Annotated in this window: 17 protein-coding genes and 1 tRNA gene; 3 read left to right on the top strand and 15 right to left on the bottom strand. The window is 61.1% G+C overall.

What is annotated here, in order from left to right; translation table 11 throughout:
• The first annotated feature begins 50 nt into the window (after positions 1-50).
• The gene (locus tag ACSQ20_RS07990; protein ID WP_436018722.1) at positions 51-998 is read left to right on the top strand and encodes a LysR family transcriptional regulator; all 948 of its coding nucleotides are present in this window, start codon (positions 51-53) and stop codon (positions 996-998) included.
• Between the two features lie 392 nt (positions 999-1,390).
• On the opposite strand, the gene ACSQ20_RS07985 is transcribed toward ACSQ20_RS07990, so the two are convergent.
• The 10 genes from ACSQ20_RS07985 to ACSQ20_RS07940 form a co-directional block, all read right to left on the bottom strand.
• Positions 1,391-1,684 (bottom strand): GYD domain-containing protein, encoded by a 294-nt coding sequence (locus ACSQ20_RS07985; RefSeq protein ID WP_436018720.1) that lies wholly within the window; start codon positions 1,682-1,684, stop codon positions 1,391-1,393.
• 483 nt (positions 1,685-2,167) lie between these two features.
• Entirely contained in the window at positions 2,168-3,574 is a 1,407-nt protein-coding gene (locus ACSQ20_RS07980; RefSeq protein WP_436018718.1) for a transposase, read from the bottom strand.
• 184 nt (positions 3,575-3,758) lie between these two features.
• A complete protein-coding gene (locus tag ACSQ20_RS07975) occupies positions 3,759-4,478 on the bottom strand; it encodes a GntR family transcriptional regulator (RefSeq protein ID WP_436018716.1) in 720 nt (239 codons plus the stop codon).
• Complete coding sequence (locus tag ACSQ20_RS07970; RefSeq protein WP_436018714.1) at positions 4,456-4,680, bottom strand: hypothetical protein; 225 nt, start codon at positions 4,678-4,680, stop codon at positions 4,456-4,458. Before ACSQ20_RS07970 ends, ACSQ20_RS07975 begins: the two co-directional genes overlap by 23 nt.
• Positions 4,681-5,033: 353 nt before the next feature.
• Complete coding sequence (locus tag ACSQ20_RS07965; RefSeq protein ID WP_436018712.1) at positions 5,034-6,062, bottom strand: 2-dehydropantoate 2-reductase; 1,029 nt, start codon at positions 6,060-6,062, stop codon at positions 5,034-5,036.
• 101 nt (positions 6,063-6,163) lie between these two features.
• Positions 6,164-6,394 carry a formate dehydrogenase subunit delta gene (locus tag ACSQ20_RS07960; protein WP_436018710.1) on the bottom strand — a complete coding sequence of 77 codons (231 nt, stop codon included), beginning with the start codon at positions 6,392-6,394 and terminating at the stop codon, positions 6,164-6,166.
• A 10-nt stretch (positions 6,395-6,404) separates the two neighbouring features.
• On the bottom strand, positions 6,405-9,365 hold the full coding sequence (gene fdhF, locus ACSQ20_RS07955; protein WP_436018708.1) for a formate dehydrogenase subunit alpha: 2,961 nt from the start codon (positions 9,363-9,365) through the stop codon (positions 6,405-6,407).
• A gap of 14 nt (positions 9,366-9,379) precedes the next feature.
• Complete coding sequence (locus tag ACSQ20_RS07950; RefSeq protein WP_436018706.1) at positions 9,380-10,969, bottom strand: formate dehydrogenase beta subunit; 1,590 nt, start codon at positions 10,967-10,969, stop codon at positions 9,380-9,382.
• On the bottom strand, positions 10,966-11,505 hold the full coding sequence (locus ACSQ20_RS07945; RefSeq protein WP_436022985.1) for an NAD(P)H-dependent oxidoreductase subunit E: 540 nt from the start codon (positions 11,503-11,505) through the stop codon (positions 10,966-10,968). Before ACSQ20_RS07945 ends, ACSQ20_RS07950 begins: the two co-directional genes overlap by 4 nt.
• Positions 11,506-11,733: 228 nt before the next feature.
• Complete coding sequence (locus ACSQ20_RS07940) at positions 11,734-12,648, bottom strand: HPP family protein (protein WP_436018704.1); 915 nt, start codon at positions 12,646-12,648, stop codon at positions 11,734-11,736.
• 265 nt (positions 12,649-12,913) lie between these two features.
• Between ACSQ20_RS07940 and ACSQ20_RS07935 the strand changes: the two genes are divergently transcribed.
• Entirely contained in the window at positions 12,914-13,222 is a 309-nt protein-coding gene (locus ACSQ20_RS07935) for a hypothetical protein (protein ID WP_436018702.1), read from the top strand.
• 99 nt (positions 13,223-13,321) lie between these two features.
• On the opposite strand, the gene ACSQ20_RS07930 is transcribed toward ACSQ20_RS07935, so the two are convergent.
• Positions 13,322-13,397 (bottom strand) — tRNA-Ala (locus ACSQ20_RS07930).
• 115 nt (positions 13,398-13,512) lie between these two features.
• Positions 13,513-14,922 carry a glutamate--tRNA ligase gene (gene gltX, locus ACSQ20_RS07925; protein ID WP_436018700.1) on the bottom strand — a complete coding sequence of 470 codons (1,410 nt, stop codon included), beginning with the start codon at positions 14,920-14,922 and terminating at the stop codon, positions 13,513-13,515.
• A 74-nt stretch (positions 14,923-14,996) separates the two neighbouring features.
• Here gltX and ACSQ20_RS07920 point away from each other — a divergent pair, with 74 nt between their 5' ends.
• Complete coding sequence (locus ACSQ20_RS07920; protein ID WP_436018698.1) at positions 14,997-15,983, top strand: patatin-like phospholipase family protein; 987 nt, start codon at positions 14,997-14,999, stop codon at positions 15,981-15,983.
• Positions 15,984-16,073: 90 nt separating this feature from the next.
• On the opposite strand, the gene ACSQ20_RS07915 is transcribed toward ACSQ20_RS07920, so the two are convergent.
• The 3 genes from ACSQ20_RS07915 to ACSQ20_RS07905 form a co-directional block, all read right to left on the bottom strand.
• The gene (locus tag ACSQ20_RS07915; RefSeq protein ID WP_436018696.1) at positions 16,074-16,769 is read right to left on the bottom strand and encodes a C40 family peptidase; all 696 of its coding nucleotides are present in this window, start codon (positions 16,767-16,769) and stop codon (positions 16,074-16,076) included.
• A 135-nt stretch (positions 16,770-16,904) separates the two neighbouring features.
• Entirely contained in the window at positions 16,905-18,533 is a 1,629-nt protein-coding gene (locus ACSQ20_RS07910; protein ID WP_436018694.1) for an ABC transporter ATP-binding protein, read from the bottom strand.
• Entirely contained in the window at positions 18,530-19,591 is a 1,062-nt protein-coding gene (locus tag ACSQ20_RS07905) for an ABC transporter permease (RefSeq protein WP_436022983.1), read from the bottom strand. The genes ACSQ20_RS07910 and ACSQ20_RS07905 overlap by 4 nt, the downstream gene beginning before the upstream one ends.
• Between the last annotated feature and the right edge of the window lie 47 nt (positions 19,592-19,638).

Raw genomic sequence — 19,638 nt, 5'->3', positions numbered from 1 at the left:
TTAAGTTTGTTAGGATAACGATCTAGTTTTGCTTATACACCGGACGGTTCATGACAATCAGAAATGCAACGCTCCGGCAGCTGAAAGTGTTCGAAACAGTCGCTCGCTTGCTCAGCTTCTCGCGGGCTGCGGAGGAATTGCATCTGACGCAGCCGGCCGTCTCGACCCAGGTCGGTCAATTGGAAGAGCACGCGGGCCTGCCGCTTTTCGAGCAACTTGGCAAGAAGATCTACCTGACACCGGCCGGCGCCGAAATGCTGCAGTTCAGCCGCACGATCTTGCAGCAGTTTCAGCAAGAAGACGAAGCGATGAGCCAGCTCAAAGGCATCTCGGGCGGCACCTTGAACGTCGCCGTGATCAGCGCGGGCGATTACTTCTTCCCGCGGTTGCTGGCCGAATTCACGCGGCGCTATTCGGGCGTCACGTTTAATCTCGCGGTGCACAACCGCGAAGAATTGCTGCAACAGTTGTCCACGAATCAAACCGACCTCGCCGTGATGGTGCGCCCGCCGGTCGGCATCGACGTCATCACCGAGCCGTTCGCGCCGCACCCTTACGTGATCGTCGCCGCGCCAACGCATCCGCTCGCGCAAAAGCGCTTCGTCACGATGGCGGAGCTGGCGACCGAGCCGTTTATCGTCCGCGAGCGCGGCTCCGATACATGGAACTCGATGCAAGAAGGCCTGGCAGGCCGGCTTGAACATCCGAAGATCGCGATGGAGATCAAGAGCACGGAGACGATCAAGCAAGCGGTGATCGCCGGCATGGGCATCGCATTTCTCTCCGCGCATACGATCAGCCTCGAACTGCAAGTGGGCAATCTGGTCGTGCTCGACGTAGAGGGTTTCCCGGTCATGCTCAATTGGTATGTCGTGCATCGCAAGAACAAACGCTTGCCGCCCGTGGCCGACGCATTCAAGCGGTTCTTGATCGACGAGGGCGCCGCGTTGCTCGAACAGATTACGCGGGTCAATGCGTTGACGGTGAAGCGGGCTTGAACGGTGTCTGGCGTCAGGATAGCTCTTCCTGCATCAATACGATCGCTGTTTGATTCGCCAGCGGCCGTCGTCATACGTGACGACCCATAAGTTTTTATGCATGGTGATGATCGCGCCGTCGACTCGATTTCGTGAGTATCCGACGAAGTCGCGCGCCAAATCGTCGAAAAAGTTCGGTGGCAGATTGCCCTTGCTTTGCCAAATAATCAGCTTTTCGGCTGAAAGGACGGCATGAGGAAAATGCAAAAGGGCATCCATCCCTGCGAGGAACAGCGGCGACGGTTTCTATGAAAGCACGCAAGGTACCGTTGGCTTGTTTCATCTTCTCCTTGAGGGAAGCCGTGCGCAGATGGGGCGCAGAGGCGAGCGGCCTGTGCGCCAGACACGGCTCGTCAAGGCAGCTTGGCGATAATCGCACTGACTTCGTCCTTCGTGAGCGCACGCAGCGATTGCGTACGGATGTTGCCAAGGGAGCAGAGCGCGTAGCAGAATGCGGCGGCGCTTTCATCATCCGGGGCTTCGGTGATGGTGACGATATCGTATTCGCCGAACGTCCAGTAGATCTGTTTCATTTCGCAGCCGAAAGTCTTGGCCAGTTCGGCGGCTTGCGCGGCCCGTTGTGGGCTGTTCTTAATTGCGCGGATCCCCTGGTCCGTAAACTTCGAAAGCACGACAAAAGTTGCCATGGCGACTCTCCTTGCGGTTGATGCGCGACGGGATTCGAACCCGCGAACAATCGCGCAAGCGCTGCTGCGCCTGGCCGGAATCGTTCCGCGCGCAACTTGATTCTAGGCAAAGGGAATCGTGCAAAACGGACCGTTTGGCTGCTTCGAGTGTCAGATTGGGCGCGCGTTCAGGCTGGAAAGAGGCGGTCTACCGGTTTACGTCTGACGGTAGTGGTTCGCGAATCGGCTAGCCGACGGCGTTAGCGTCGGATGGCGTCGCGTTTCGATACCCCTCCGGTTCGGTCCCAGCGCGAAGGTCCATTGTGTGGGCGGAGCGGCCTTTTGAATGTCTGTCTGAGCGCAGTTGCAATTGGCCGCTACTGGCCGATTCTGTTGAAAAACTCGGTTTGCGCGCCGCCGCCGTGGCAATTTGGCGGCGTTTCTGCTTAGCCGAGGAGATCGGCGACGGCGTTAGCGCGAAGGGGGCGAGTGCCCCGGCGCCTCTCAAGTTGGGGCTGTTTCTACTGGTTCACTAACCGGCATCAACCACTTAGCCATTCGCCGTAAGTTCTGCGCAGTCGCAGCCAACAAGAATTCGTCGTGTGCACCGCTGAGTCCGTGCAATCGCAGACGGTCCAGCTTTAAGATCCGCTTCAAATGAGCGAATAGCATCTCGACTTTCTTGCGCTCGCGGCGTGAGCGCCTATAGGCCGGCGTGTTCGCAATAGCTCTGGCCTCATCTCGTGCGGCCTCATGAACGCTGCGCGCAATTTTGCGCATTGGTGTGTTTGGACAACACTGTTGCTTCATTGCGCATGCGGCGCAGTCCGTTTGACTCGATCGATAGATGATCGTATCGGCCTTCGTAATGCGCGAGCGCGGCTCTTTGAACTGTCGCCGGTCACTACGCAGAGCGTGCCCAGCTGGGCAGCGATACTCGTTAGCCTGCTCGAGCCACTGGAAGTCGCTATTGGGGAACGTGCCATCGCTGCGTGGCGGACGCTGCCAGACTGGCACATGTGGTTCAATGCGCTTCTCCTGAACCATCCAGCCAAGCATTGCCCCCGTTCCGTACGCCGTATCGCCCACCAGGCGTTTGGGTTTGAGGTTAAAGCGCTGCTCGACTCGATCGACCATTGTCTTGGTGGACTCGACCTCCTGCATCAGATTTGCCGGTGTCGCTTCGACATCGACAATGATTCCCGCGTGCAAGTCGATTAAATAGTTTGTCGAGTAGGCGAAGAATGCGGGTCCCCCGGGCGCTGCGGTGTAACGTGCGGCCGGATCAGTTAGCGAGATTCGTTTCGGCGCTGTCGTCGGCTCGACGTCATCAGAAGGCGTCGGGTTCTCCGTTTCCAGCGCGCTCAGATACTCTTGAACCGCCCGGCTCGGCCCATCACCCTGACGCCAATCGATCACGTGCGCTCCTGCTACCCCACGCGCACGATTTGCGTCTGCCTTGACCACACTTGCATCAACAGCGAAGCCTTCGCCTTCAACGAGGCCTTCGTTCATGCAGCGACGCAAAACGGACTCGAAGACATGCCGCAATGCTCCGCTGTCACGAAACCGCCCGTGTCGATTCTTGGAAAACGTCGAGTGATCGGGTACAGCGTCTTCCAGGCCTAAGCGACAGAACCAGCGATATGCAAGGTTGAGATGAACCTCTTCGCACAAGCGGCGTTCGGAGCGAATGCCGAAGCAGTAGCCCACGATCAGCATGCGGATCATGAGCTCAGGGTCGATAGAAGGCCGGCCGGTATTGCTGTAGTGCGGCGCGAGATGTTCGCGAAGTCCGCGGAGGTCGAAGTACCGATCAATTCCGCGCAAGAGATGCGTGCGCGGAACGTGCTCATCAAGGTTGAATGAGTAGAAAAGTTGGTCCTGCACGCCACCTTGACGACCCATCATAAGAAGCGCTCCCCAAGATTGATGAACCAATCATAGGAAACGCGTCGCGGTTTCGGGGGGGTGTTTTTCAACAGAATCGGCCGGGTGCGGCCTCTTGCAACGTTGAACCCGCGACCCTCACCGGGACAGCGTAACGCCCAATGCAATCGAACCACTACAGTTCCGGCGCGACCGCACTACCCGCTCAATCCAAAAAATCGCAATTTGCGTCGACATATGCCGCGAGATCGAGCGAATGCTGGCGCACGAGCCGCTCGGCAAGTTCGGTATCGCGCTGTTCCAATGCTTCGATGATGCGCAAATGATCGACGATCGAGCGAGCGGCACGATCGCTCTGCGAGATGGTCATGCGGCGAATCGCTCGAACGTGAACGAAAATGTTCTTGATGGTGTCGAGAATGATCTGCGACTTCGATAGCTCGACAATCGCCTGATGAAACGCAATGTTTGCGTCCGAGTACTCTTCGATGTGCTCCGCGGGCGTCGTATCGCGGAAGTTATCGAACATGTGCCGCAGCCTTGCGATCTCTTCGTCTGTTGCATTCAGCGTGGCAAGGCGCGCGGCCATACTTTCGAGCGCGGCCCACATCTGGATCATCTCGACGACTTCGCGCTTGCTCTTGCGCACGATGTAAATACCGCGCCTGGGCACCGTGCGCAAAAAGCCTTCTTGCTCGAGCAATGTCATCGCTTCGCGAATCGGTGTGCGGCTCACGCCCAATGTTTCGCTCAGCATGCGCTCGTCGAGCCGCACGGGCTCGTGCGTGGCGTAGATGTCTGCGTCGGCAATGGCCTGGCGCAACATCGCATACGCCTGATCTCGCAAACTGACACTCGCGCCAATCGACTTCAATGACAACGTGAGCGGCGCGGACGTGCTCTTAGTTAGCAGTTCTAATGACATTCAATGCCTCGTGCTGAGTCCGACGGCCAAGCGGCGCAGCCGGCATACCAAAACGCTCGACTTCTCCAAGACCGACGAAACGACCATGTTCGGCCGCCAGATTCGCTACCGTTGCGTCTTGCCACTGAGCCATCAGGTAGGTAATCGCGCCGCCAATACCGAGTGCAACCACCGCAAGCAATGCCAAGGAAGGAAGGTCCATTTCCGAACTCCATAAGGGTTATCCATCAGAGGACCTCATCTTAATGCTGCGCCGCGGTAATCGTCAATATTTTGTATGTGATATTTCACTGGCGTCGTTTTTTTCATACGCAAGTACGTACGTATAGATGACGCCGGAACCCGCAAGGATACCGCGTCACGGGTCAGTCCGTGCGGCAGCGTCCATTCGGGAAACGTGTTTCGGCGGAAAAGACAGATAGCGGGGATGGCGCCCTGAATACGGCGGGCAGCAGCGGCAAAGCCGTCGTCACCGCGGCTTGAAACGACGGGCCGCGTGACGAGGAAAGGATAGGAGGTGGATTGTCAGGACGAGAAGCGAGCGAAAGGCAATTGCTACGCCGCGCCGAGCGCTGCGGCGCTCGATGTCCATACCTGTGCAGGAGGTCGAAGCGCTTCTTGGGCTGTTTGCTCTCTGAGTTTGATCAGCGCCAATACGGTATCGATGGTCGGTGTCGGCTGGCCGACCAGGCGTCCCATTTCGTGAACGACCGTCAATAGCGGATCGATCTCCATCGGGCGTCCCTGTTCGAGATCCTGCAGCATCGAGGTCTTGTGCGCACCGACGGCACCTGCCCCATCGATACGGCGCTCGACATCGACACGAAAATGAACGCCGAACCGGTCTGCAATCGACTTGGCTTCGAGCATCATCGTTCGCGAGACGGCGCGCGTGTCAGGGTTGCGCGTGATGACGTCGAGCGTGGCATGCGTGAGCGCGCTGATCGGGTTGAAGCAGAGGTTGCCCCAAAGCTTGAGCCAGATTTCATCACGGATGTCCTCGCGAATCGGCGCATCGAAACCGGCGGCTTCCATGATTTCTTGCAGCTTGAGGATGCGCGAGGTCTTCTCGCCACTCGGCTCGCCGATCGGAAATTTCTTGCCGTAGACGTGCCGAACGACGCCGGGCTCGACGATCTCCGCTGCCGGATAAAGGACGCAGCCGATCGCACGCTCCGGGCTCAGGCGCCTCCACTGTGTGCCGCCGGGGTCGACGCTGTCGAGCATCGTGCCGGCAAACACGCCGCCGTGACGATAGAAGTACCAATATGGAATGCCGTTGACGGCGGTGACGATTGCGGTGTCGGGGCCAAGCAGCGGTTGCATTGCCTCGACCACGCTGGGCACCGAGTGTGCCTTGAGCGCAATGATGACGTAGTCTTGCGGGCCGAGCTCGTTTGCATCCGAGGTGCACCGCACCTTGACGACGCGTTCGCCCTCCTCCGTCAACAGCCGCACGCCGTTTTTCTGCATAGCCGCGAGATGCGGTCCGCGCGCGATAAAGCTTACGTCGGCTCCCGCCGCCGCAAGCTTCGCGCCCATGTATGCGCCGATCGCTCCGGCGCCATATACGCAGATCTTCATATCTTGTTTCCTATGGTGTAGTCACGAATCGGGTCCAACCGTGCGAAACAATCGAAGCATGCATCGGCGTGCGCGCAATCCGTTATTTCGCACTCCTAAATTTAGGCGGGCGTCAATGCATCGCGATGATCAATCAGCGATGTATGGACGATCTCGCGCATGGTCGATGCATGCTCGCTATCCAGCGCTGCCAAAATCGCACGGCGCATACGCGGCTCCCAAAAGCGATGAATATGGTCAGCGATGCCGGCCATCGCCTCATTGCGATCAGGCATCGACTCGAAGAATTCGCCGATCCGGTTGGCCATCTCGATCAGGTGGTGTTCGTTCATCGCGGCGGGCTCACTTGTTACTTTCCACGTTTGCATTAGCCAGCGTGCGCTCGCGCAACAGCGTCAATTGCGTATCGCTAAAGCGCGTGTACGCGCGCTGCCACTGCGAAGGCTGTTGCACCGGCTGCACCTGCACGGCCGTCACTTTGTACTCGGGGCAGTTCGTCGCCCAATCCGAGCTGTCCGTCGTGATCACGTTCGCGCCCGACTCCGGGAAGTGGAACGTCGTGTACACCACGCCCGGCTGCATGCGCTCGGTCACCAACGCACGCAACACCGTTTGCCCCGCGCGCGATTCGATGCCCACCCAGTCGCCCGTCTTGATGCCGCGCTCCTCGGCGTCGTGCGGATGCAGCTCCAGCCGATCCTCTTCGTGCCACTGCACGTTCGCCGTGCGCCGCGTTTGCGCGCCCACGTTGTACTGCGACAGAATCCGCCCGGTCGTCAGCAACAGCGGGAAGCGCTTGGTCACCTTCTCGTCGCTCGCCACGAACTTCGTGATCACGAACTTGCCCTTGCCGCGGACGAACTCGTCCACGTGCATCGTCGGCGTGCCCTGCGGCGCGGCCTCGTTGCACGGCCATTGCACGCTGCCCAACTCGTCGATCAGCGCATACGACACACCATGAAACGTCGGCGTGAGCCGCGCAATCTCGTCCATGATCTCAGACGGATGCGCATAGTCCATCTCGTAGCCCAGCGCACGCGAGAGCAACGCCGTGACCTCCCAGTCCGCGTAGCGCGCCAGCGGCGACATCACGCGCCGCACCCGCGAGATGCGCCGCTCCGCGTTCGTGAACGTGCCGTCTTTCTCGAGGAACGACGAACCCGGCAGGAACACATGCGCATACTTGGCCGTCTCGTTCAGGAAGATGTCCTGCACGACGATGCACTCCATCGCCGAAAGCGCCGCCGTCACATGCTGCGTATCGGGGTCCGACTGCACGATGTCCTCGCCCTGGCAGTACAGCCCCATGAAGCTGCCGTCGAGCGCCGCATCGAACATGTTCGGAATGCGCAAGCCCGGCTCCGGCTGCAACGACACGTGCCACGCCGCTTCGAACTGCTCGCGCACCTCGGCGCCGCTCACATGCCGGTACCCGGGCAGCTCGTGCGGAAACGAGCCCATGTCGCACGAGCCCTGCACGTTGTTTTGCCCGCGCAGCGGATTGACCCCCACGCCCTCGCGCCCGATGTTGCCGGTGGCCATCGCCAGATTCGCGATGCCCATCACCATCGTCGAGCCCTGCGCATGCTCGGTCACGCCCAGCCCGTAGTAAATCGCGGCGTTGCCGCCCGTCGCGTACAGGCGCGCCGCGGCGCGCACTTGCTCGGCCGGCACGCCTGTGATCGCTTGTGTTTGCTCGGGCGCGTTCTCCTCGCGCGCGATGAACTCGCGCCACTGCGCGAACGCCACCGGCTCGCAGCGCTCGGCCACAAACGCTTCGTTCACGAGCCCCTCGGTCACCACCACATGCGCGAGCGCATTGATCAGCGCCACGTTCGTGCCCGGGCGCAACTGCAAGTGATAATCGGCCTTCACGTGCGGGCCGTCCACCAAGTCGATGCGCCGCGGATCGGCCACGATCAGCTTGGCCCCCTCGCGCACGCGCCGCTTGAGCCGCGAGGCGAACACTGGGTGCCCGTCGGTCGGGTTCGCGCCAATCACTACGATCACATCACACTGCTCGATCGAGGCGAACGTCTGCGTGCCGGCCGATTCGCCCAGCGTCGTCTTGAGCCCATAGCCGGTGGGCGAATGACACACCCGCGCGCAGGTGTCCACGTTGTTGTTGCCGAACGCCGCACGCACGAGCTTTTGGACCAGGTACGTCTCCTCGTTGGTGCAGCGCGACGAGGTGATACCGCCGATCGAATCGCGCCCGTGACGGGCTTGAATGCGCCGGAATTCGGCCGCCGCATAGGCGATCGCTTCTTCCCAGCTCACTTCGCGCCACGCATCGGTGATCTTCGCGCGAATCATCGGCTTGGTGATGCGGTCCTTATGCGTCGCATAGCCCCACGCAAAGCGCCCCTTCACGCACGCATGCCCCTCGTTGGCCTGGCCATTCTTGTGCGGCACCATGCGCACGACCTGGCTGCCCTTCATCTCGGCCTTGAGCGAGCACCCGACGCCGCAATAGGCGCACGTCGTGATCACCGAATGCTCGCGCTGACCCAGCTCCACCACGCTTTTTTCCATCAGCGTGGCCGTCGGGCACGCCGCCACGCACGCGCCGCACGACACACATTCCGAGTCCATGAACGGCACGTTCTCGCTGGCCGCCACGCGAGACTCGAACCCGCGCGCCATGATCGTCAGCGCGAACGTGCCTTGCGTTTCCTCGCACGCGCGCACGCACCGGTTGCACACGATGCACTTGGACGGGTCATACGTGAAGTACGGGTTCGACTCGTCTTTGGCCTCGCTCAGATGGTTCGCGCCGTCAAAGCCGTAGCGCACCTCGCGCAGACCCACCACGCCCGCCATGTCCTGCAGCTCGCAGTTGCCGTTGGCCGGGCACGTCAGGCAATCGAGCGGGTGATCGGAGATATAGAGCTCCATCACGTTGCGCCGCAACGCTTGCAGCCGCTCCGTTTGCGTGGACACGCGCATGCCTGCTTCGACCGGCGTCGTGCACGAGGCCGGGTAGCCGCGCTTGCCGTCGATTTCCACCAGGCACAGCCGGCACGAGCCAAACGGTTCGAGCGAATCGGTGGCGCACAGCTTCGGCACGTTCACGCCCGCCACCGCGGCCGCGCGCATGACCGAGGTGCCCGCGGGCACCGTCACTTCGCGCTCGTCGATCGTCAGCGTCACATCGGTGTCGGCGTGACGCTGCGGCGTGCCGTAGTCGGTCTCGTCGAGCGGGTTGCGCAGGGCCGCGCTTTTGCAGGCGCATTGGCCCGAGCCGCAGCCGCCGGTTGGCGCGGCGAGTGCCTTCGAGGGGTGAGCGAGTGCCTCAGACATGAATCACAACTCCATCAAGCCGCAGCCGCGTGGGGCTGAACGGGGCGAAGACCGAAGTCCTCAGGAAAATGTTCGAGCGCCGAGAGCACCGGGTACGGTGTCATGCCGCCCATCGCGCACAGCGAGCCCGACACCATCGTGTCGCACAGATCGCGCAGCAACTGCACTTGCTTGACCGAGGTGTCACCGCCGCGCATGCGCTGGATGACTTCGACGCCGCGCGTCGAGCCGATCCGGCACGGCGTGCACTTGCCGCACGATTCGAGCGCACAAAAGTGCATCGCGTATTGCGCCAGTTCCGCGAGATTGGACGTGTCGTCGTGCACCACGATGCCGCCGTGACCCACCACCGCGCCCACCGCCGCGTACGCTTCGTAGTCCAGCGGAATGTCCCACTGGCTTTCGGGTAAATAGGTGCCCAGCGGCCCACCCACCTGCACCGCGCGCACCGGACGCCCGCTCGCGGTGCCCCCGCCGTACGTCTCGATCAGCTCGCGCAGCGTCACGCCGAAGGCCAGCTCCACGAGCCCGCCGTGCAAGATGTTGCCGGCCAGCTGAAACGGCAGCGTGCCGCGTGAGCGGCCCATGCCGAAGTCGCGATAAAACGCCGCGCCGCGCGCGAAGATGATCGGCACCGTGGCGAGCGTGATGACGTTGTTGATCACCGTGGGCTGACCGTGCAGGCCCGAGAGCGCGGGCACGGGCGGCTTGGCGCGCACGATGCCGCGCTTGCCTTCGAGCGACTCGAGCAGCGCCGTTTCCTCACCGCACACGTACGAGCCCGCGCCCTTGGCCACTTCCAGCTCGAACGCGTGGGCACTGCCCAGCACGCTCGCGCCGAGCCAGCCCGCGCTGCGCGCCTTCGCGATGGCCGCGTTCAGCGTGGCAATCGCATGCGGGTATTCGCTGCGCACATAGATGTAGCCTTGCGTGGCGCCTGTAGCCACCCCGGCGATGATCATCCCTTCGATCAGCCCGAACGGGTCGCCTTCCATCGACAGGCGGTCCGAGAACGTGCCCGAGTCGCCTTCGTCGGCGTTGCATACGATGTACTTTTGCGCGGCAGGTGCTGCGCGCACCGTGCGCCATTTGATACCAGCTGGAAAGGCCGCACCGCCGCGCCCGCGCAAGCCCGATTCGAGCAGCGCATCGCACGCCGCGTCGCCGCTCATCGCTAGTGCCGCCTTGAGACCGGCCAAGCCTTCGTGCGCGAGGTAATCGTCGATCGATAGCGGGTCGGTCAGGCCCAGTCGCGCGAACGTAAGCCGCTGCTGGCGCTTGAGGTAGGGCAATTCGTCAACCAGACCGACTGCGCGTGCATGGGCAATGCCTGTACCTTCGCTCGTGAGCCACTGCCCATCGAACAGCGACGCGATGTCCGACACCTGCACTTTGGCGTAGCCTGTGCGTCCTTGCGGCGTTTGCACTTCGACGAGCGGCTCGAGCCACAGCAGCCCGTGCGAGCCGTTGCGCACGATCTCGATTGCCAAGCCGCGCGCGGCCGCTTCATCGGCAATGGCCTGCGCCACCGCGTCGGCGCCCAGCGCGAGGGCCGACGAATCGCACGGCACGAAGATGCGCACCGCTTGCGCTGCCGAATTCATAAGGACTCCTGATTATTTGCACTCGCCTTCGCATTCGTATTCGATTCACATGCGACGCCCGCTTGTTCGCAGGCGGCATCGAATAGCGCATCGAAGCGCGCGGCGCTGATCTTCGCGTACAGCGTGCCGTTGATCGTCATGGCCGGCGACAGCGCGCACTGGCCCAGGCAGTACACCGATTCGAGTTCGACGTCGGCGACATGCGTGTGCGCACCGCCTTGAGCATGCTGGGCATCGAACCGGCAGCCCGTGTGCGATTCGATATGCTGCGCGAGCGCTTCGGTGCCCATGCTGCGACACGCTTCGGCGCGGCACAGCGCTACGCTCACGCGCGCCGGCGCTCTCGTGCGAAAGTGATGGTAGTAAGTCAGCACGCCATGCACCTCAGCGCGCGACAAGTTCATCGCGCGCGCCAGCGGCGCCAACGTCTCGGCCGGAATGAACCCGACTTCGTCTTGTATCTGATGCAGCACCGCGAGCAGCGAACGCCCTTCGCCACGGTGCCGCTCGATCAATCGATCGACATCGAACACGATGTGTCTCCTTCCAAGCGGTACGGAATGTTTTGTTGAGAGCCGTGTCGGTAACGCGTCAGGACATTCGACGCGCTACGTTTTCGGATTCCGGCAATCCATGCTGCCGGCCGCCCGCATGAGGCATAGTGCGTGAGTCGATGTATTAGCGAAAGTTAAAGTTTTTTATCGTGTTAATTAGCTATCCTGAATGGATAAAGAGAAGCCAGACCAAGCCAACAGCGAGCGCTGCTAGGCCGCGACCCGCTGCGGGGTACGCATCTGGCAATACAGGCCCCAGATCAAGTCGAGCTGGTTGATCGTGCCGACGAGCCGGCCGCTTTCGTCCGTCACCGCAATGCGCTCGCACGCGTGGTGTTTGAAGTGCGGTGCGAGTTCGGAGATCGGCGTGTCGCCGCCCACCGCGCAGACAAAAGCATGTTTATCAGGCAACGTCGGGCGGCCCACCGGCGACATGATGTCCGCACAGGTCAGCTCATCGAAACCATGCGGACGCACGTGCTGATGCGCGTCGTTATGCAGCCACTCGAAAGCCACTGGCTGGGTACCGGCTAGCGCGCCATCCGCAGCGGCATCGCCCGAGAAGCGCTTGCGCGACAACGTCGACGCCATTCGCTGCCATAGCGATCTCAAGCCCGCAACACCCGCGCCGCGCACATGCGGATAGCGATGCCCCGAGAACAAGTGAAAGACCAGCGCCGCTATCAGCAGCGCACTCGACTGCAGCGCAATCGGCACGAGCACGAAGCGGTAACCAAGTTCATGAATCGCCGGGCCACCCAGCACGGCGGTAAGCGCCACCGCGCCCGAAGGTGGATGCACACAGCGCAATGCGAGCATCACGCTGATGGCCAGCGCCACCGCGGTGGCTGCCGCGACAACGGGTGTGCCGATCAGCTTCGCGCACGCCACCCCGACGACCGCCGCCACGATGTTGCCGCCGATGATCGACCACGGCTGTGCGAGTGGGCTTTCGGGTACCGCGAACAGCAGTACCGCCGATGCGCCCATCGGTGCAACTAGCAACGGGGTATCCGCGGCAGCGCCGAGGAAGACATGCGCGACCCAACTCGTGAATGCGATACCGAACAAGGCACCCAGGCACGATCGAAAGCGTTTCGCTTCGGCGGCGGCTCCGTTTCTCATCAAACTGGCTCGTTCACTGATCCGATAGGCTCGACGGGTCTCTTACCCAGTGTCGCGAGCATACGGACAGCGCATCAACGAAGACAGTCAATATTTCTTTGCATATCGATAACGTGATTGTTATGGCTTTTTTTATCGTTATCGGCATCTGAAAACGATCGCAACGGGCGTGGCATCGTTCGATGGAACATTGCTTCGCATCGGCGCGTGCAACCATTGCGCACGAGCCGATCATCAAAGCTCTTGTCACTCGATGACGAATTGCATGAACCCTATGTCCAATGCGTTTCTGAAAGCCGTCGTGGCAGCGGCACTCGCGGGGTCGATCTCGATCAGCGCGGCTGCAGACACGACGCCCCATATGCAACCCGTGGATTGGTACACGAATGCGGTGACCGCGAACGACGCGCGAAACCGTGAGAGTGCCGACCGGGACTACTACAACCGACAGTATTACAACCAGCAGTACTCCAACCGCGAGTACGAGAACCAACGCTACAACCAGCAGTACTACAACCGGCAATACTACAATCGTCAGTATTACAACCGGCAGTACTACAGCCGTCATCGGTAGCGTTCAGACCGGGCGCACCAAAAAATAAAGCCCTGATTGCTCAGGGCTTATTTGAATGACGCGAACTACGTTGCCGCTCTGCTATCGCTATCGATCTGATGGTGGAGGTAAGCGGGATCGAACCGCTGACCTCTTGCATGCCATGCAAGCGCTCTCCCAGCTGAGCTATACCCCCTGAACAGAAACGAGATTGTAGAGAGCGGCTCCACGTTTGTAAATACCCTTCGCTCGTTACTGCATGATTTTTTTCGTCGTCGCTTGCGTGCGCAGTATCGCGCACCGCATAGACGTCACACGGACGCACCACGTTCGAGACGGCCGACGACGACGTCGCGACCAAGCAGCGCGAGTACCGCATCGATCGACGGCGTGTGCGTCGTGCCGACAACGAGAAGCCGCACAGGCATCGCCAACTGCGGCATCTTGAGCTTGTAATCCGCAAGCGTTGCCTTCATGGCTGCCGCGATACCCGTCTTGCTCCACTCGGCCGTCGCCAGCGCAGCGGCGAGTGACGTGAGCGCGGGCCGCACCGCTTCGGTCACATGTTGTTCAAGCGCCGAGGCATCGGGCGACGGCAGCCGGTAAAACATGGCGACATTCTCGGCGATTTCCTTGATCGTCGTCGCACGGTCTTTCATTAGCGCGATCACATCGGCCAACGGCGCGCCGTTCGCAAGCGACGCCGCATCGATACCCAGTTCCGCCAAGAAGGGTTTCGTCAGCTCGGCAAGACGTGCGTTATCGGCTTCCTTGATGTAGTGATTGTTGAGCCAGTTCAGCTTGTTATGGTCGTACTGCGCAGGCGATTTACCGAGGTGATCGAGATCGAACCATTCGATGAATTGCTCGCGCGAAAAGATCTCCGCATCGCCGTGCGACCATCCGAGCCGCGCCAAATAATTGAGCACCGCCTCGGGCAAATAACCCGCGTCGCAATAACCGGTCACGCTCATCGCGCCGTGGCGCTTGCTCATCTTCTCGCCAGCTTCGTTCAGCACCGTTGGCAAATGCGCGTAGACCGGAGGCTCGGCGCCGAGCGCACGCAAGATGTTGATCTGCCGCGGCGTGTTGTTCACGTGATCGTCGCCGCGAATCACATGCGTGATGCGCATATCGAGATCGTCTACGACTACGCAGAAGTTATAGGTGGGTGTGCCATCGGGACGCGCGATGACGAGGTCGTCGAGTTCCTCGTTCGAGATTTCAACTCGCCCTTTCACGGCATCGTCCCAAGCAACCACACCGGTCAACGGATTTCGGAAACGAACGACCGGTGTCACGCCGGCAGGCGGCACAGGTAGTGTCTTGCCGGGCTCGGGGCGCCATGTGCCATCGTAGCGAGGCTTCTCGCCGGCCTCGCGCTGACGATCGCGAAGCGCATCGAGCTCTTCGGTCGACATGTAGCAGGGGTAAGCCAGGCCTTGCGCCAACATTTGCGCGACGACCTCGCGATAGCGATCCATGCGCTGCATCTGATAGAACGGACCCTCATCGAAATCGAGTTCGAGCCATGCCATGCCTTCGAGAATAGCGTCGACCGAAGCCTCCGTCGAACGCTCTACGTCGGTATCTTCGATGCGCAGCACGAACGTCCCGTTCATCTTGCGCGCGAACGCCCAGGGATACAGCGCAGAGCGAATGTTGCCGAGATGGATAAAACCGGTGGGGCTCGGTGCGAAGCGGGTACGGACGTTGGACATGAGCGGGAGTTCGCGCGCGACGAGGCGGCAAGGCAAATCGAAGAGACCGCAATTATAACCGCCCGCTTTGCCTTATGATGTGCGCGCATCGCTTTGCATCGCAGCCGCAGGAGATTTCGTTGAAACCCTCTTTCCCCCGCTTATCCAGATCCCGTCGCAATTTTTCTCTCGCGTGCGCTTCGGTGCTCGTCAGCGCTTGTGCATCCCCATCATTGAGGAATGCTAACGAAACGCCGAAACCACCGCCCATCGCAAACGCTGCTGAGAGGCCGTTACGCATCGGACTCGCGCTCGGCGGCGGTGCCGCGCGCGGCTTTGCTCACATCGGCGTGATCAAGGCGCTCGAGGCGCGCGGGATCAAAGCCGACTTGCTGTGTGGCACGAGCGCGGGTTCTGTTGTCGCCGCGCTGTCCGCATCGGGCATGAGCGGCATTGCCATCAACCGGCTTGCATTGACGATGGATCAGGCATCGATCAGCGATTGGGCCATGCCCTTTCGCACACGCGGCCTGCTACAGGGCGTAGCCCTGCAAAACTATGTGAACACGACGCTCGGCAACCGCCCGATCGAAAAGATGGCCAAGCCGCTTGGCATCGTGGCGACCGATCTGCGCACCGGGCAGCCTATTCTTTTTCAACGCGGCAATACCGGCATCGCGGTGCGCGCTTCGTGCAGCGTGCCTTCGATTTTCGAGCCGGTCAAAATCGGCGGCCACGAGTATGTGGATGGCGGGCTCGTGAGCCCGGTTCCGGCAGCCTTTGCGCATAAGATGGGCGCTGACTTCGTCATCGCGGTGGACATCTCGGCCGACCCGGAAACCGCGCTCACGCAGAATTCGTTCGATGTGCTGCTGCAAACGTTCACGATCATGGGTCAAACGATCAAAACGTATGAACTCGAAAAGTATGCGGATTTCGTTATTCGCCCCAATCTTGCCGCTATGAGCGGCAGCGACTTCGGTCAACGCAATGCGGCCATTCTGGCCGGCGAGGAAGCGGTTGCGAAGGCCTTCGCGCAGCTTGATCAGAAACTTGCTGCGAGCCGCGCACGCGCTGCCTGAGCCTTGCTCCTCGGCAAAAACCACGCATAGAAAAAACGCTGCGCGTCTTCTTCACGTGCAGCGTTCTTTTGCAAGCGGACCAGTGCTCGATTAATTGCCGCCTGTCGCGTCCATGGTGGCGCTCACGCGCTGGCGCAAATCATCCGCCTTGACCGGGAAATGCGATTCGATGCGGCGCGCACCGGTGAAGTGCTTTTCCCAATAGCGGTCGTCGAGATCATCGACGCGGATCGTGCTGCCCGTCGACGGCGAATGCACGAACTTGTTGTCGCCGATATAGATGCCGACGTGCGAGAACGTGCGGCGCATCGTATTGAAGAACACGAGGTCGCCCGGCTTGAGTTCGCTGACGCGAACCTTTTCTCCGACACGGCTCATTTCCTCGGCGCGGCGCGGCAGTGCAAGCCCGAGCGTGTCTTGGAAGACGTAGCGGACGAACCCGCTGCAATCGAGCCCCGAATCGGGCGAGTTACCGCCCCAGCGATAGCGCACCCCGATCATGTTGAGCGCACCAACGACGACGTCGCCGGCTTTACCCGCCATGCCCGACAAAAATGACTTGGCGCGGCCGCCGCTTTGAGTGGACGCAGCTTGCGTATCGAGAGAAGAACCGGAGGACGAAGCAGAGGAAAGAGGGGTCGATTCGGAGCGAATCGAAGTTGCGGCGCTTTGCGAGAACATGTTCGCTTCGTCTGCGAACGCACTGCCTGCTGCGCTCATCAATACGCCAACGAACATTCCAGTGACGACGCGCGCGCAAGCATGGGCAAAGTATCGGTGCTGCATCGGTCGGTAGAATTTGCTTAAGAATCAGGGATCTGCGATGGACTGCGAAAAGTTTGGACGATACTAGCCAGGATGTAACCAATTGTCAAAACAAATTAAAAAAAACAATCGGGGTACCGTCATAATTGCCGCGAATCAACCTTGCATGCTCGTGGCGATGAGCTTTTGCGTATAAGAATGGGCCGGTTTGGAGAATATCCTTTCGACGTCGCCCGTCTCGACGATCGCGCCGTCTTGCATAACGGCAACGCGGTGTGCCATTGCCCCGATCACCGCGAGGTCATGGCTGATAAAAATAAAAGTGAGGTTGTATTTGTGCTGCAGCGCGGCCAACAACGCGAGCACCTGCTGCTGAATCGATACGTCCAGCGCGCTTGTCGGCTCATCCAGCACGAGCAAACGGGGCTCGAGCACCAGCGCTCGGGCAATTGCGATGCGCTGCCGTTGGCCACCGGAGAACTCATGCGGATAGCGCGCCAATACCGTTCGGTCGAGCCCCACTTCGCGCAACATCGCGATCACTTTGTGCTGCCGCGCTGCTGCGCCGAGTTGGGGTCGATGCAGCGCCAGGCCTTCGCCGACGATGCGCTCGATGGTCTGTCGCGGCGAAAGCGAACTGAATGGATCTTGAAAGACGACTTGCATACTTGAGCGCAGCACGGTCTGCTCGCGCCCTTGATAGCTGGCGAGCGGGCGGCCTTCAAACGCGATCGAGCCCGCCGCCGTGCGCTGCAAACCAAGCAATGCCATCGCCAGCGTCGATTTACCTGAGCCCGATTCGCCGACGATACCCAGCGTTTCGCCCTGGCGCACCGTGATGCTGACATTCGATACAGCGGGAAAGCGGCCCGAGCGAAACCAGCCCGCCAAGCCAGGTAGTTTCGTCTTGAACGCCACTGACACCTCGTTCGCCTCGAGCACGACGGGCGCGATCGGCAGCACCGGCTGGACCGTCCGCCGCGGCCGGCTTTCAATGAGCCGGCGTGTGTAGGGGTGCTGCGGATCGGCGAAGATCCGCTCGACCGGCCCGCTTTCGACGAGCACGCCCTGCTCCATCACGGCCACGCGTTGTGCAAACCGGCGCACGAGGTTCAGATCGTGCGTGATGAGCAGCACCGCCATGCCGCGCTTGGCCGCTTCCTCGCGCTGCAATTCGAGAAGCAAGTCGACGATCTGGGCGCGAATCGTCACATCGAGTGCGGTGGTCGGCTCGTCGGCCAGCAACAGCCGCGGCCGGCAGGCCAGCGCCATCGCAATCATCGCGCGTTGACGTTGCCCACCCGACAATTGATGAGGATAACTAAGCGCCCGTTTGCCGGGTTCCGCGATGCCCGTGCGTTCGAGCAACGCGACCGCGCGCCGACGTGCTTCGAGCGCGCGCACACCGTCGTGCGTCACAATCGTCTCGGCGATCTGCTCGCCGACGGTATACAGCGGATTGAGCGCCGTCATCGGCTCTTGAAAGATCATCGCGATATCGGAGCCGCGCAGCCCGCGCATGTCGCGTTCGCTTTTCGTCGAAAGATCGACGCCGGCAAAGCGAATCGCCCCGCTTACCCGCGCATCGTGCAAGAGCCGCAGAATCGCCAGCGCCGTGACGGTCTTGCCCGAGCCCGATTCGCCAACGAGTGCGACACGTTCGCCGCGCGCAATCGACAGTGTCACGTCCTTGACGGCGAGGATCTCGCCGAACGCAACCCGCACGCCTTCGAGCGACAGCAGCGGCTCGCCGCCACCCTCGTGGTCTGCGGCCATCCCGCTCATTGATTGCCTCCCGCGCGCATCGCATCGGCAACGCGCGTGTCGAGCGCATTGCGCAGCGCATCGCCCATGAAGGTCAGCAACAATAATGTCGCGACCAATACGCCGAAAGTCGCGAGCGAGATCCACCATGCATCGAGATTGGCCTTGCCTTCGGCCAGCAGCTCGCCGAGGCTCGGCGTGGGCGGCGGCACACCGAGCCCAAGAAAGTCGAGGCTCGTGAGCGCGAGAATCGAGCCGCTCATGCGAAACGGCAAAAACGTGATGACGGGCGTGAGGCTGTTCGGCAGCACATGGCGCCAGATGATCTGCGCGTTCGACAGCCCCATCGCACGCGCGGCGCGCACATAGTCCTGCGTCCGGTTGCGCAGGCATTCCGCACGCACGTAATCCGAAAGACCAATCCACCCGAACAGCGATAGCAGCACGATCAGCAACGCGAAACTAGGCTCGAAAATCGACGCAAAGATGATCAGCAAATAGAGCTCCGGCAGCGCACTCCATATCTCGATGAGCCGCTGGCCAACGATATCGATCCGGCCTCCGAAATAACCTTGCACTGCGCCCGCAACGATGCCGAGCAGACTGCCGATCATCGTCAGGACGAGTGCGAACTCGACCGAAATACGGAAACCATAGAGCAGACGAGCGAACAGATCACGGCCCTGTTGATCCGTACCGAGCCAATTTTCATGCGACGGCGGTGCCGGATTGGGCGCCTTCGAAAAGTAATTGAGCGAGTTGTAGTAATAGTGATTGAGCGGATAAATCGCGAAATTGCCGGGCAGCTCGAAGCGATGGCGCATGTAAGGGTCGAGGTAATCGGCAGGCGCGGGGAAGTCACCGCCAAACGTTGTTTCCGCGTACGTTTTCACGAGTGGGAAATAGAGTTGGCCCTGATACCGCACGACCAGCGGCTTGTCGTTTGACCATAGCGGGCCCGCCAGGCTCGCGGCGAAAGCCACGACAAAGATGACGAGGCTCCAATAGCCGAGCCGTTGCGCCTTGAAACGCCGCCACACGCGGCGCATCGGCGATGGCGAGACGAATGCATCCGGCATGCCGCTGCGCGGCAGCGCGTCTTGTCCGATGCGACGACGGAGTCGGC

The sequence above is a fragment of the Trinickia sp. LjRoot230 genome, from assembly GCF_964253315.1.
In the GTDB taxonomy this organism is placed as follows: domain Bacteria; phylum Pseudomonadota; class Gammaproteobacteria; order Burkholderiales; family Burkholderiaceae; genus Trinickia.
Note: the sequence above shows the minus strand (reverse complement) of the source record. Positions and strands in the feature narration are given on the sequence as shown.

What these genes read in the sequence shown, in the direction of transcription:
- ACSQ20_RS07970 (WP_436018714.1), bottom strand. Translation starts at nt 4,680, where the DNA reads ATGGACCTTCCTTCCTTGGCATTGCTTGCGGTGGTTGCACTCGGTATT.
- ACSQ20_RS07960 (WP_436018710.1), bottom strand. Translation starts at nt 6,394, where the DNA reads ATGAACGAACACCACCTGATCGAGATGGCCAACCGGATCGGCGAATTC.
- gltX (WP_436018700.1), bottom strand. Translation starts at nt 14,922, where the DNA reads ATGTCCAACGTCCGTACCCGCTTCGCACCGAGCCCCACCGGTTTTATC.
- ACSQ20_RS07910 (WP_436018694.1), bottom strand. Translation starts at nt 18,533, where the DNA reads ATGAGCGGGATGGCCGCAGACCACGAGGGTGGCGGCGAGCCGCTGCTG.
- ACSQ20_RS07915 (WP_436018696.1), bottom strand. Translation starts at nt 16,769, where the DNA reads ATGCAGCACCGATACTTTGCCCATGCTTGCGCGCGCGTCGTCACTGGA.
- ACSQ20_RS07985 (WP_436018720.1), bottom strand. Translation starts at nt 1,684, where the DNA reads ATGGCAACTTTTGTCGTGCTTTCGAAGTTTACGGACCAGGGGATCCGC.
- ACSQ20_RS07990 (WP_436018722.1), top strand. Translation starts at nt 51, where the DNA reads ATGACAATCAGAAATGCAACGCTCCGGCAGCTGAAAGTGTTCGAAACA.
- ACSQ20_RS07935 (WP_436018702.1), top strand. Translation starts at nt 12,914, where the DNA reads ATGAACCCTATGTCCAATGCGTTTCTGAAAGCCGTCGTGGCAGCGGCA.
- ACSQ20_RS07965 (WP_436018712.1), bottom strand. Translation starts at nt 6,062, where the DNA reads ATGAAGATCTGCGTATATGGCGCCGGAGCGATCGGCGCATACATGGGC.
- fdhF (WP_436018708.1), bottom strand. Translation starts at nt 9,365, where the DNA reads ATGTCTGAGGCACTCGCTCACCCCTCGAAGGCACTCGCCGCGCCAACC.
- ACSQ20_RS07980 (WP_436018718.1), bottom strand. Translation starts at nt 3,574, where the DNA reads ATGATGGGTCGTCAAGGTGGCGTGCAGGACCAACTTTTCTACTCATTC.
- ACSQ20_RS07950 (WP_436018706.1), bottom strand. Translation starts at nt 10,969, where the DNA reads ATGAATTCGGCAGCGCAAGCGGTGCGCATCTTCGTGCCGTGCGATTCG.
- ACSQ20_RS07905 (WP_436022983.1), bottom strand. Translation starts at nt 19,591, where the DNA reads ATGCCGGATGCATTCGTCTCGCCATCGCCGATGCGCCGCGTGTGGCGG.
- ACSQ20_RS07940 (WP_436018704.1), bottom strand. Translation starts at nt 12,648, where the DNA reads ATGAGAAACGGAGCCGCCGCCGAAGCGAAACGCTTTCGATCGTGCCTG.
- ACSQ20_RS07920 (WP_436018698.1), top strand. Translation starts at nt 14,997, where the DNA reads ATGATGTGCGCGCATCGCTTTGCATCGCAGCCGCAGGAGATTTCGTTG.
- ACSQ20_RS07975 (WP_436018716.1), bottom strand. Translation starts at nt 4,478, where the DNA reads ATGTCATTAGAACTGCTAACTAAGAGCACGTCCGCGCCGCTCACGTTG.